Here is an 11,935-nt window from a genome sequence, read left to right as displayed (position 1 = left end):
ACGAGGAGAAAACACCATGTTTGCTGATCCAAAAAAGCGCCTGGGACTGCTGCTGGTCCTGCCGGCGCTGATCTTTATCGTTGTCTGCTTCCTGCTGCCCGTGCTGGCCTTGCTGGTCGACGCCTTCCGCGTCGGCGACGGCATGCAGTGGGGCGTGGACCGCTTCGTCGAATTCTTTTCGCAAGAGTTCAACCGCACCATCTTCTGGCGAACCCTGCGCATCGCCGCGCTGGTGACGCTCGCTTCCATCATCCTCGGCTACCCTGCCGCGCAAGCCGTGGCGCGCGTGTCGCCGAAGTGGCGCGGCCTGGTGGTGGGCATGATGATCTTGCCGCTGATGGTCTCGCCGATCGCGCGTACCTACGCCTGGATCGTGCTGCTGGGCCGCAATGGCGCCGTCAACGCGGCGCTGGTCAACATGGGCTTGACGGAAGAGCCCCTGCGCCTGCTGTTCAGCGAGTTCGCCGTGTTTGTCGGCCTGCTGCAACTGCTGCTGCCGCTGATGCTGATGTCGCTGGCGGGCGCGCTGGAAAACCTGCCGCGCGACGTGGAACCGGCTGCCGCCACCCTGGGCGCCAATCCATGGCAAGTGTTTTGCAAGGTCACCCTGCCGCTGACGCAGGAAGGCCTGGTCGTCGGCGGCACCCTGGTGTTTACGGGCTGCGTGACGGCCTATGTGACGCCGGCCCTGCTGGGCGGCACCAAGGTGCTGATGCTGGAAACCCTGCTGTACCAAAAGGTCAGCGTGGAGAGCGATTTCGGTGCGGCGAATGTCATCGCCGTCATCCTCGTCTGCATGACCTTGCTGGTGAATGCCGGCCTTAAACGTATTTCCTCGAGCCGGAGTTCCGTATGAAAGAAAGCCTGTTTTCACGTGCCGTTTTATGGCTGGTATTCCTGTTCCTGCTGGGGCCTTTCGCCATCGTCGTGCTGGCCGGTTTTTCCGGCGGCGAAACCCTGGCGTTCCCGCCCGAGTCGTATTCGCTGCGCTGGATTCTGGAAGTGTGGTCGGCGCCCGAGTTCCGCCGCGCCTTCCAGACCAGCCTGGAAATCGGCCTGATTGCCACCGTCATCGCGCTGTTGCTGGGCATTCCCGTCGCGTATGCGTTTTCGCGCATGCCGCCGCCGGGCATCGGCGCCATCCGGCAGATACTGACGTCGCCGCTGATCATTCCCGCCATCCTCGTGGGCCTGGGCTTGCTGCACCACCTGGTGCTGACCATCAATGCGCCCGTCTACGTGGGACTCTTGATCGGCCATATCGCGCTGCTGATTCCGTACTCGGTGCGCGTCGTGTACGCCAGCCTGGTGAACTTGCGCGTCGATATCGAGGATGCCGCCATCACGCTGGGCGCGTCGCGTTTGCGCGCGTTCTTCATGATCGTGCTGCCGAATATCCGCAACGCCGTGATCGCCGCCTTCTTCCTCGCCTTCGTCACCTCGTTCAACCAGGTGCCCGTCTCGCTGTTCTTGACGGGCCCGGGTATCAGCACCTTGCCGATCGAGATGCTGGGACATATGGAAAACAGTTTCGATCCGTCGATCGCTGCCCTGTCGACCTTGCTGGTCTTGTTCACCATGGCCTTCGTGATGGTGACCGAGAAGGTGCTGGGCATTTCTAAATACATGTAAGAGGCAACACACCATGAGTTATCTGGAACTGCACAAGCTGAACCTCGGCTACGCCAAGAACACGACGTCCGTGAAAGACCTGGACCTGCACGTCGAGCAGGGCGAACTGATTTCCCTGCTGGGCCCCAGCGGCTGCGGCAAGACCACCACCATGCGCGCCATCGCCGGCCTGATGCCGCTGCAGTCGGGCCGCATCGTGCTCGACGGCCGCGAAATCGGCAAGCTGGCGCCGAACAAGCGCAATATCGGCATGGTCTTCCAGTCGTACGCGCTGTTCCCGCACTTGAATGTATACGACAACATCGCTTTCGGTTTGCGCTTGCGCAAGGTCGCGCCAGCTTTGCTGAAAACGAAGGTGGAAGCGGTGATCGCCGCCGTCGGCCTGACGGGTTTTGAAACGCGCTTGCCGGCGCAGATGTCCGGTGGCCAGCAGCAGCGCGTGGCGCTGGCGCGCGCCATCGTCGTCGAGCCGGCCCTGCTGCTGCTCGACGAGCCGCTGTCGAACCTGGACGCCAAGCTGCGCGTGCAGATGCGCGCCGAACTGCGCCGCATCCAGCGCGAGCTGGGCATCACCATGCTGTATGTCACGCACGACCAGGAAGAAGCGCTGGCCCTGTCCGACCGCATCGTTGTCATGAATGGCGGGCGCATCGAGCAATTGGCCGCGCCGGAAGCCGTCTTCAATACGCCGTCGACGCGCTTCGTGGCCAACTTCATGGGCTTCGAGAACCTGTTCGACTACCGCGACGGCGCGCTGCACCATGCGGGCGCCAGCCTGCCGTACACATCGCCCGTCGCGGCCGGCACCACGGTGCTGGGCTGGCGTCCGGACAAGGTGCGCGTCTGCGCGCCCGACGACGCGGCCGGTCAATACCCGGGTACCGTGCTGGCGCGGGGCTTCCTGGGCGACACCGTCGAATACCTGCTGCAAACGCCGCTGGGCCAGGTCAAGGGCATTTGCGCGGCCGGCGGCGCCGCCTGGCGCGAAGGCACGGCCGTCTCCTTCGTGCTGCCGTCCGACAGCGCCCTGTGGCTGGGCGCGTAATTTCTTACTGGAAAGCATCATGACCCAATCCTTGAAAAAGATCTGGCTCGATACCGATCCCGGTTTCGACGACTGGCTGACGATGTTGCTCTTGGGCAGCAATCCCGATATCGAGTGGCTGGGCGTGAGCGTGGTGGCGGGCAATGCGCCCGTCGACATCACCTACGACAACGCCTTGCGCATCAAGGCCCATGATGGCTTGACGGTGCCGATCTACCGCGGCTGCGAAGAGCCGCTGGCCGGCGTCATCGAAACGGCGCAGCGCATCCTCGGCGACAGCGGCATGCCGACGACGGGCGAGATCCTGCCGCCCGGCGCCGCCAGCGACGCTGCCGGCCACGCCGTCGACGCGCTGATCGCCGCCGTGCGCAAGTATCCTGGCCAGATCACCATCATGGCGATCGCGCCGATGACGAACTTGGCGACAGCCTTGACCCGCGCGCCGGACATCGCGGAAAAAATCGTCGAAATCATCCTGATGGGCGGCTCGACCGACCAGGGCAACCACACGGCGGCGGCGGAATTCAATATCTATGCGGATCCGGAAGCGGCCGCCCAGGTCTTCCAGGCCGGCATCCCGCTGCGCATGTTCGGCTTGAACCTGTGCCGCCAGCTGCTGGTGACGAACGTGGAAGTGGAGCAGCTGCGCGCCATCGGCACGCCGCGCGCGCAGCGTCTGGCCGGCTACCTGGAAGCGTATGTGCGCATCCGCAGTGCCGACGGTTCCGTGCCCATGCCGATGTACGACCCCGTGGTGGCCCTGTACCTGGAAGCGCCGCAGCTGTTCCAGTTCCAGAGCGCCCACGTGGCCATCGAATTGACGGGCGAACTGACGCGCGGCATGACGGTGTGCGAGTTCCGCGTGCCGCGCCGCGCACCCATCAACACGCAAGTGGCGATGCTGGCCGACGGCCCGGCCGCCATCGAGCGCCTGATGCGCCGCCTGGCCGCCATTCTCGTCTGACCCTTTTTCCACTAACGAAGCGAGCTTCATGAGTCATCCTGCCGACACCCTGCCTGCCCTGAGCATCGAACAGTTTTTACGCGCCATGCCGAAAGTGGAGCTGCATTGCCACCTGTTCGGCACGGTGCGGCAAGCCACTTTCCGTGCGCTGGCCGCCAAGACGGGCAATGTCGTCACTCCCGAGGAAATCGACGCGTTTTACACGCGCGGCGACAAGCCTGTCGGCGTGCTGCGCGTGCTGCGCGCGCTCGACGCGCACCTGATCGTCTCGCCGACAGACCTGTATTGCCTGGCCTACGAATACCTGGAAGACGTGCATGGCCACGGCGTGCGCTACGCGGAATTCTTTTGGAACCCCACCGGCACCGTGCGCGTGTCGGGCATCCGCTATGACGCGGCGCAAGACGCCATCGTGGCCGCCATCCGCGACGCGCAGCGCGATTTCGGCGTGATCGGCCGCCTGATCCCCAGCATCGACCGCGAAGCGAGTCCCGCCGAAGCCGTGCAGATGGTGGAATGGATGAAGGCTTACCGCGCGCCGGAAGTCATCGGCATCGGCATCGATTACCGCGAAAACGACCGCCCGCCAGAACTCTTCATCGAAGCCTACCGCGCCGCGCGCGAGGCCGGCTTCAAGTGCACGGCGCACGCGGGCGAATTCGGCATGCCGTGGATGAACGTGGAGACGGCCATCGAGCAGTTGCAGGTGGACCGGGTCGACCATGGCTACACGATTGTTGATAATCCTCAATTGGCGCAGCGCTGCGTGGAGCGCGGCCTCGTATTTACGGTCGTGCCGACCAATTCCTACTATCTGCGCACCCTGGCGCCCGAGCGCTGGGCATTGGACCACCCGATCCGCGCCATGGCCAAGCTGGGCCTGAAACTGCATCCGAATACGGACGACCCGACCCTGCACCACGTGACGCCGACGGGCGCCTGGATGATGATGCGCGAATTCGGCTTCGGCCTGGACGACATGCGCGGCTTCATGCTCAATGGCCTGGACGCGGCCTGGATAGCCGAATCCACGCGGCGCGACTGGCGCGCGGAATTTGCGCGTGAATTCGACGCGCTGCGCGCCCGGGTCGTCGAGTAAGTCAGGCGGACGCTGGCGGCGGTGCCAGCAGCGATGGAAACGCCCGCTGCGGGCAGCTTTGGCGCTCGCACACCTTGCAGCCCGTGCCGATGGGCGTGGCGCTGGTGGGGTCGTGCAAATCGAGTCCCTTCGAATAGATCAGCCGGTGCGCCTGCGAGATATCGCAGCCCAGCGCCACGGCAAAGGTCTTGCCCGGTGCCCGGAAGCCCGGCGACGCCGTGCTGACCTGGCGCGCGATCCACAGATAGGTGCAGCCGTCGGGCATGCTGGCCACCTGCGTCAGTACCTGGCCCGGATGGCTGAAGGCGTCGTAGACGATCCACAGCGGACACGTGCCGCCCACTCTTGAAAAATGGAAGTCCGTGGCTGACTGGCGCTTCGAGACATTGCCGGCCCGGTCGACGCGCACGAAGAAAAACGGCAGTCCCGCCGCCTCGGGGCGCTGCATGGTGCTCAGGCGGTGGCATACGGCTTCGAAGCCCACGCCAAACTGGTGCGCCAGGCGCTCGATATCGTAGGCGCGCGTTTCCGCCGCCTGCAAAAAGCGCTGGTACGGCATCAGCAGGGCGCCGGCGAAATAATTGGAAAAGGCCAGGCGCGCGCTCGTTTGCGCGGCCGCGCCGGAGAATCCCGCCGACAGCACCAGGGCGTCGATCAGCGAACTGTGTTCCAGCAGGCTGATCTGCGCCGCCATCTGGAACGCGCGCTGGCCGCCCGTCAGGGTGTCGGGCAGCCACAAGATGTGTTGCTGGGCGTCATAGCGATGCTTGCGCACCATGCCCGCGTCGCCATCGGACAGTTGCACCCGGATGCCGTGGCGATCCAGCAAGCGGCCTTGCAGCGCGTCGAGCGTGCGCAGGACAGGGTCGAATTGGCCGGCCACGAGCTCCGCCGCCCGGTCCAGCTCATCGATGTAATTTTGCCGCCGGTTCAGGTATTCGCGCACTTCCTCGTCCGTGGACGGCGCGGCCGAACTGGCGCCGCGGCTGCCGTCGTCGAGGCGCGCGGCCAGCGTGTCGGCCCGCTCCGCCATCACCCGGTAGCGCCGCTGCAAGAGCAAAATCGAGCGGGCCAGTTCCGGCATGTTTTCCACCAGCATTTTGAGTTCCGCCATCGAGGTGGGCGGCGCGTCGGGCAATTCGCCGAACACGTCGCGCACGTCGGCCACCAGGCTGGCGCTGTCGTGTTCGGAAAAGATTTGCGGATCGACCCCCAGCACGCTGCCGATGCGCAGCAAAATGGGCACCGTCAGCGGGCGCTGGTTGCGCTCCATCTGATTCAGGTAGCTGGGCGAGATGCCCAGGGACTTGGCCAGCGCCACCTGCGTCATGCGCCGTTCCTCGCGCAGGCGTTGCAGGCGCACGCCCATGAAAACCTTCGCCATCGCGCTTCTCCTTCCCCGGTTTGTGGAGTCTGCAAATTTACAATCTTTGCAGATTAACAGATTCAGCTTTGCATTATCTCGCATTTTCACGCCTTGTTTGCGGCCCGTATTGTGCGAATAATGCAAACAGACCTATACCCCCAATGAGGAGACACCGAGTGACCACGCAAACTTCCATCCCTACCGTTCCACTGCTGATCAACGGCGAGTGGGTCGAATCGACCACCACCGTCTGGCGCGACGTCGTCAACCCTGCCACGCAGGAAGTCCTGGCCCGTGTGCCGTTCGCCACGCCGGAGGAAGTCAATGCCGCCATCGCCTCGGCCCAGCGCGCCTTCAAGACCTGGCGCAAGACGCCGATCGGCGCCCGTGCCCGCATTTTCCTCAAATTGCAGCAATTGATCCGTGAAAACATGGCCGACCTGGCCGCCACCCTGACGATGGAACAGGGCAAGACCCTGCTCGACGCGGAAGGCGACGTTTTCCGCGGCCTGGAAGTGGTGGAACATGCGGCCAATATCGGCACCCTGCAAATGGGCGAGTACGCGCAAAACGTGGCCGGCGGCGTCGATACCTACAGCGTGATGCAGCCGCTGGGCGTGTGCGCGGGCATTACCCCGTTCAATTTCCCCGCCATGATCCCCCTGTGGATGTTCCCGATGGCAATTGCCTGTGGCAATACTTTCGTGCTGAAACCATCGGAACAAGATCCGCTGGTGACGGAAAAACTCGTGCGCCTGGCCTTGCAGGCGGGCATCCCTGCCGGCGTGCTGAACGTGATTCACGGCGGCGAAGACGTGGTCAATGCCCTGTGCGACCATCCGGACATCAAGGCGATTTCGTTCGTGGGTTCGAGCAAGGTGGGTACGCATGTGTACCAGCGCGCCAGCCTGAACGGCAAGCGCGCGCAGTGCATGATGGGCGCCAAGAACCACGCCGTCGTCTTGCCGGATGCAAATAAAGAACAAACCCTGAACCAGTTGCTGGGCGCGGGCTTCGGCGCGGCCGGCCAGCGCTGCATGGCGGCGTCCGTCGCCGTGCTGGTGGGCGAAGCGCGCGACTGGCTGCCGGAACTGGCGGCCAAGGCGCAAACCCTGACGGTGGGCGCGGGCAAGGACAATCCGGACCTGGGCCCTGTCATTTCCTGCGCAGCCAAGGATCGCGTGCACAGCCTGGTCGCCAAGGGCATCGAGCAGGGCGCCGTGCTGACCCTGGACGGCCGCGACGTGAAGGTCGATGGCTATCCGAACGGCAACTTCGTGGGACCGACGATTCTGTCCGGCGTGAAACCCGGCATGGTCGTATATGACCAGGAAATCTTTGGCCCCGTCTTGATCGTCGTCGAAGTCGATACCCTGGATGAAGCGATTGCCCTGGTGAACGCGAATCCGAACGGCAACGGCACGGCCCTGTTCACGCAAAGCGGCGCGGCCGCGCGCTATTTCCAGGAAGAAATCGACGTGGGCCAGGTGGGCATCAACGTGCCCATCCCCGTGCCCGTGCCCCTGTTCAGCTTTACGGGGTCGCGCGGCTCGAAACTGGGCGACCTGGGTCCGTTCGGCAAGCAAGTCGTGCTGTTCTACACGCAGACGCAGACGATTACCCAGCGCTGGTTCACGGATGCGGCCTCGGTGGGCAAGGTCAACACCACCATCAGCCTCAAATAAGGAGCTGGCATGGACTTTGAACTGAGCGACGAGCAGCGCGAGTTCCAGCAGGCGGCGCGCGCGTTTGCCGAAGGCGAACTGGCGCCGCACGCGGCGCATTGGGATGCGGAATCGATTTTCCCGGTGGAAACGATTGCCAAGGCGGGCGAGATGGGCTTTTGCGGCCTGTACACGCCGCAGCGCTGGGGCGGCCTGGGCCTGTCCCGCCAGGATGCGGCCATCGTCTTCGAGGAGCTGGCCGGTGGCTGCACTTCGACCACGGCTTACATCACGATCCACAACATGGCCACCTGGATGCTGTCGCGCTGGGGGCAGGAAGCCCTGTGCGACGAGTGGGTGCCTGCTCTGGCGGCCGGCCAGAAGCTGGCCAGCTATTGCCTGACGGAACCGCAATCAGGCTCCGACGCGGCGTCCCTGCGCACCAAGGCAGTGAAAGAGGGCGATTTTTATGTGCTCGACGGCACGAAAGCCTTCATTTCCGGCGCGGGCCAGACGGATATGCTGATCGTCATGGCGCGCACGGGCGGCGAGGGCGCGGCCGGCATTTCCGCGTTTGCCGTGCCGGCGAATTTGCCCGGCATCGTGTATGGCAAGAAAGAAGAAAAGATGGGCTGGAACAGCCAGCCCACGCGCATCATCAGCTTCGACCAGGTGAAAGTGCCTGTTGGCAACTTGCTGGGCGCGGAAGGCGAAGGCTTTGCCATTGCCATGAAGGGCATCGATGGCGGACGCATCAATATCGCCGTGTGCTCGGTGGGCACGGCGCAGGCGGCCCTCACACGGGCGCAGGCCTACATGAAGGAGCGCACGCAGTTCGGCCGCGAGCTGGCCCAGTTCCAGGCCCTGCAATTCAAGCTGGCCGACATGCTGACGGAGCTGGTGGCGGCGCGCCAGATGGTGCGCCTGGCTGCCTGGAAACTGGACCAGGATAGCCCTGACGCCACGGCATATTGCGCTATGGCAAAACGTTTCGCCACGGATGTGGGTTTCAATGTGGCCAACGATGCGCTGCAATTGCATGGCGGCTACGGCTATATCCGCGAGTATCCGCTCGAGCGCCACGTGCGCGACACGCGGGTGCACCAGATCCTGGAAGGGACGAATGAAATCATGCGCCTGATCGTCGCGCGAGCGATTTTGAAAGACGGCGCCACGGAGACCTTACGATGACCAGAGTGTATACCAATCTGCTGCTGGAACGCCGTGGCCATACGGCCCTGGTGACCCTCGACAACCCGCCCGCCCACACGTGGACCCTGGACAGCCTGCGCGCCCTGAAGGAGCTGGTGGCCGACCTGAATGGGGACCCGGACGTGTATGCGCTCGTGATCACGGGCGGCGGCGCCAAGTTCTTCTCGGCCGGCGCCGATTTAAAGGTGTTTGCCGACGGCGACAAGGATATGGCGTTCGCCATGGCCGCCGCCTTTGGCGAGGCGTTCGAGGCGCTGTCCGCGTTTCGCGGCGTCAGCATCGCCGCCATCAATGGCTACGCCATGGGCGGCGGCCTGGAATGCGCGCTGGCGTGCGATATCCGCATTGCCGAGGAACACGCGCAGATGGCCCTGCCGGAAGCGTCCGTCGGCCTGCTGCCGTGCGCGGGCGGCACGCAGCATTTGCCATGGCTGGTGGGCGAAGGCTGGGCCAAGCGCATGATTCTGTGCGGCGAGCGGGTCGATGCGGCCAAGGCCCTGGCCATCGGCCTCGTCGAGGAAGTCGTGCCAACCGGCAAGGCTGCCGCCACGGCGCTGGCCCTGGCCGCCAAGGTGGCCCGTCAAAGCCCCAGCAGCGTGACGGCGTGCAAGACCCTGATCCAGGGCGCGCGCAGCCATCCGCTGGTCGCTTCCTTGCCCGATGAACGCACCCTGTTCCTGGGCCTGTTCGATACGCAAGACCAGAAAGAAGGCGTGCAAGCGTTCCTGGAAAAACGTCCGGCGGAGTGGAAGAATGGCTGAAAATACTGTGGCTGAAACCTTGGTTGAGACCGTCAAGATAGAAGAGCGCGACTGTCCCGGCGGCATGAAGCTGGGCGTCATCACCCTCGATGCGCCAAAGTCCTTGCACGCGCTGACCCTGGACATGATACGCGCCATCGATGGCGCCCTCGTGCGCTGGGCCGGTGACGAGGCCATCGCCTGCGTGGTGCTGCAATCGTCGACCGACAAGGCCTTCTGCGCGGGCGGCGACGTGCGCAGCCTGCGTTCGGCCGTCGTCGAGCAAGCGGGTGTCGTGCCGAACCCGCAGGCGCTGGCCTTCTTTGCCGAGGAGTACCGGCTCGACCACCGCATCCACACGTATGCGAAGCCGCTGCTGGTGTGGGGCGGCGGCATCGTCATGGGCGGCGGCCTGGGGCTGATGGCGGGCGCCAGCCACCGCGTCGTGACGGAAGGCACGCGCATCGCCATGCCGGAAATCACGATCGGCTTGTTCCCGGACGTGGGCGGCAGCTGGTTCCTGGGCCGCATGCCGGGCCGCAGCGGCCTGTTCCTGGGGCTGACGGGGGCACCGATGAACGCGGCTGACGCCCTGTTTGCGGGGCTGGGCGACTATTTCCTGCGCCAGGAAGAGCGGAACATGGTGCTGGACGCGCTGGCGCTGGCGCAATGGCAAGCCAGCCCGCAGGCGAACAGCGAGCAGCTGGACCGCTTGCTGCGCGGCTTCTCGGCTCCCGCGTCCTTGCTGCCCGTGTCCGAAGTGCGCGCCAACTTCGACGCCATCGCCGCGCTGACGCAAGCGCCCACCTTGCCCGAAGTGGTGGCCGCCATCGCCGCGTATGACGGCGATTCGGCCTGGCTGCAAAAGGCGGCCCACTCGCTGCACAAGGGCGCGCCCAGTTCCGCCGCCCTGGTCTGGGCCATGCGTGTACGCACGCGCCATATGAGTTTGGCGCAAGTGTTCCAGCTGGAATTGATCGTTGCCGTGCAGTGCTGCGCCCATGCGGACTTCAGCGAAGGCGTGCGCGCCTTGCTGATCGACAAGGACAACGCGCCGCAGTGGCAGCCGGCCAGCCTGGCCGGCGTCGGCGACGCGTATCTCAATGGATATTTCACGGCGCCGTGGGATAGCCATCCTTTGCGCGACCTACATTAAAAGAACAACAGGAGACTTTAAAAATGCAACATATCGCTTTCATCGGCTTGGGCAACATGGGCGCGCCGATGGCCCGCAACCTGGTGGCCGCCGGCTTCCACGTATCCGTATTCGACCTGACGCCGGCGGCCGTGGCGTCGCTCGTCGAGGCGGGCGCCACGGCGGCCGCGTCCGCCAGCGCGGCCGTACAGACGGCTGACGCCGTCATCACCATGTTGCCAGCCAACAAGCACGTGCAGGAGCTGTACCTGGCGGCGGGCGGCGTGCTGGACTCGGCCAAGCCGGGCGCCCTGTTCATCGATTGCAGCACCATCGCCGCCGATGTGGCGCGGCAAGTGGCGCAGGCGGCCAGCGAGCGGGGCTTTACCATGATCGATGCGCCCGTCTCGGGCGGCACGGCGGGCGCGGCGGCCGGCACCCTGACCTTTATCGTCGGCGGCAGCGAAGCGGCCTTGCAGCAGGCGCGTCCCCTGCTGGAAAAGATGGGCAAGAACATCTTTCATGCGGGCGAGGCGGGCGCGGGCCAGGTGGCGAAGATTTGCAACAACATGCTGCTGGGCATCTTGATGGCGGGGACGGCCGAAGCGTTGAACCTGGGCGTGGCGCATGGCCTGGACCCGAAAGTGTTGTCCGACATCATGGCCAAGAGTTCGGGCCGCAACTGGACCCTGGAAGTGTACAACCCGTGGCCCGGCGTCATGGACGGTACGCCCGCGTCGCGCAATTACACGGGCGGCTTTGGCACGGCGCTGATGCTGAAAGACCTGGGCCTGGCGCAGCAGTCGGCCCTGTCGGCGAACGCGCCCACGCCCTTGGGCGGCCTGGTGCGTCAGATGTACCAGATGCATGCGCAAGCCGGTTATGCGCAGCAGGATTTTTCCAGCATCGTGCAGATGTTGCAGCCGGGCTTGAATAAACCCGCGTGAGAAATTCTGGGCAAAAAAAAGCCCGCTGGTAAAAGCGGGCTAAATCCAATTCTTGGAAGAGTTGGAGGAGACAGATGCATTATGCTGCATCGCCACATATAACTCCAATTTATCTTTGGAATATCAACTAT

10 protein-coding genes and 1 pseudogene are annotated in these 11,935 nt (G+C 64.5%); 10 read left to right on the top strand and 1 reads right to left on the bottom strand.

What is annotated here, in order from left to right; translation table 11 throughout:
• Positions 1-16: 16 nt before the first annotated feature.
• Genes O3299_RS18800 through O3299_RS18780 form a run of 5 tightly spaced genes read left to right on the top strand, consistent with a single transcriptional unit; the run spans position 17 to position 4,740 of the window.
• Positions 17-856 (top strand): ABC transporter permease, encoded by an 840-nt coding sequence (locus O3299_RS18800; protein WP_099666257.1) that lies wholly within the window; start codon positions 17-19, stop codon positions 854-856.
• On the top strand, positions 853-1,632 hold the full coding sequence (locus tag O3299_RS18795; protein ID WP_035822719.1) for an ABC transporter permease: 780 nt from the start codon (positions 853-855) through the stop codon (positions 1,630-1,632). The genes O3299_RS18800 and O3299_RS18795 overlap by 4 nt, the downstream gene beginning before the upstream one ends.
• 13 nt (positions 1,633-1,645) lie before the next feature.
• Complete coding sequence (locus O3299_RS18790; protein WP_099666258.1) at positions 1,646-2,677, top strand: ABC transporter ATP-binding protein; 1,032 nt, start codon at positions 1,646-1,648, stop codon at positions 2,675-2,677.
• Positions 2,678-2,696: 19 nt separating this feature from the next.
• Complete coding sequence (locus tag O3299_RS18785; protein WP_305054205.1) at positions 2,697-3,641, top strand: nucleoside hydrolase; 945 nt, start codon at positions 2,697-2,699, stop codon at positions 3,639-3,641.
• Between the two features lie 28 nt (positions 3,642-3,669).
• Positions 3,670-4,740, top strand: a complete 1,071-nt coding sequence (locus O3299_RS18780) for an adenosine deaminase (protein WP_305062897.1) — start codon at positions 3,670-3,672, stop codon at positions 4,738-4,740.
• A 1-nt stretch (position 4,741) separates the two neighbouring features.
• Here O3299_RS18780 and O3299_RS18775 read toward each other — a convergent pair whose 3' ends face one another.
• Positions 4,742-6,124 carry a short-chain fatty acyl-CoA regulator family protein gene (locus tag O3299_RS18775; RefSeq protein WP_305062896.1) on the bottom strand — a complete coding sequence of 461 codons (1,383 nt, stop codon included), beginning with the start codon at positions 6,122-6,124 and terminating at the stop codon, positions 4,742-4,744.
• Between the two features lie 158 nt (positions 6,125-6,282).
• Between O3299_RS18775 and O3299_RS18770 the strand changes: the two genes are divergently transcribed.
• The 5 genes and pseudogenes from O3299_RS18770 to mmsB form a co-directional block, all read left to right on the top strand.
• Entirely contained in the window at positions 6,283-7,791 is a 1,509-nt protein-coding gene (locus O3299_RS18770; RefSeq protein ID WP_251351302.1) for a CoA-acylating methylmalonate-semialdehyde dehydrogenase, read from the top strand.
• Between the two features lie 9 nt (positions 7,792-7,800).
• Positions 7,801-8,961: an acyl-CoA dehydrogenase family protein gene (locus O3299_RS18765; RefSeq protein WP_305062895.1), complete on the top strand. Its 1,161-nt coding sequence runs from the start codon at positions 7,801-7,803 to the stop codon at positions 8,959-8,961.
• Complete coding sequence (locus O3299_RS18760) at positions 8,958-9,743, top strand: enoyl-CoA hydratase (protein ID WP_305062894.1); 786 nt, start codon at positions 8,958-8,960, stop codon at positions 9,741-9,743. The genes O3299_RS18765 and O3299_RS18760 overlap by 4 nt, the downstream gene beginning before the upstream one ends.
• Positions 9,736-10,878 carry an enoyl-CoA hydratase/isomerase family protein gene (locus O3299_RS18755; protein WP_305054201.1) on the top strand — a complete coding sequence of 381 codons (1,143 nt, stop codon included), beginning with the start codon at positions 9,736-9,738 and terminating at the stop codon, positions 10,876-10,878. Before O3299_RS18760 ends, O3299_RS18755 begins: the two co-directional genes overlap by 8 nt.
• A 17-nt stretch (positions 10,879-10,895) precedes the next feature.
• Positions 10,896-11,804 (top strand): annotated as a pseudogene (gene mmsB, locus O3299_RS18750) (3-hydroxyisobutyrate dehydrogenase); the annotation flags it as partial.
• Between the last annotated feature and the right edge of the window lie 131 nt (positions 11,805-11,935).

Origin of the sequence: Janthinobacterium sp. SUN176, assembly GCF_030587335.1 — a bacterium.
Classification (GTDB): domain Bacteria; phylum Pseudomonadota; class Gammaproteobacteria; order Burkholderiales; family Burkholderiaceae_D; genus Janthinobacterium; species Janthinobacterium kumbetense.
The sequence above is the reverse complement of the archived record's forward strand: the minus strand, read 5'-3'. Positions and strand labels throughout refer to the sequence as shown.

What these genes read in the sequence shown, in the direction of transcription:
- O3299_RS18800 (WP_099666257.1), top strand. Translation starts at nt 17, where the DNA reads ATGTTTGCTGATCCAAAAAAGCGCCTGGGACTGCTGCTGGTCCTGCCG.
- O3299_RS18795 (WP_035822719.1), top strand. Translation starts at nt 853, where the DNA reads ATGAAAGAAAGCCTGTTTTCACGTGCCGTTTTATGGCTGGTATTCCTG.
- O3299_RS18790 (WP_099666258.1), top strand. Translation starts at nt 1,646, where the DNA reads ATGAGTTATCTGGAACTGCACAAGCTGAACCTCGGCTACGCCAAGAAC.
- O3299_RS18785 (WP_305054205.1), top strand. Translation starts at nt 2,697, where the DNA reads ATGACCCAATCCTTGAAAAAGATCTGGCTCGATACCGATCCCGGTTTC.
- O3299_RS18780 (WP_305062897.1), top strand. Translation starts at nt 3,670, where the DNA reads ATGAGTCATCCTGCCGACACCCTGCCTGCCCTGAGCATCGAACAGTTT.
- O3299_RS18775 (WP_305062896.1), bottom strand. Translation starts at nt 6,124, where the DNA reads ATGGCGAAGGTTTTCATGGGCGTGCGCCTGCAACGCCTGCGCGAGGAA.
- O3299_RS18765 (WP_305062895.1), top strand. Translation starts at nt 7,801, where the DNA reads ATGGACTTTGAACTGAGCGACGAGCAGCGCGAGTTCCAGCAGGCGGCG.
- O3299_RS18760 (WP_305062894.1), top strand. Translation starts at nt 8,958, where the DNA reads ATGACCAGAGTGTATACCAATCTGCTGCTGGAACGCCGTGGCCATACG.
- O3299_RS18755 (WP_305054201.1), top strand. Translation starts at nt 9,736, where the DNA reads ATGGCTGAAAATACTGTGGCTGAAACCTTGGTTGAGACCGTCAAGATA.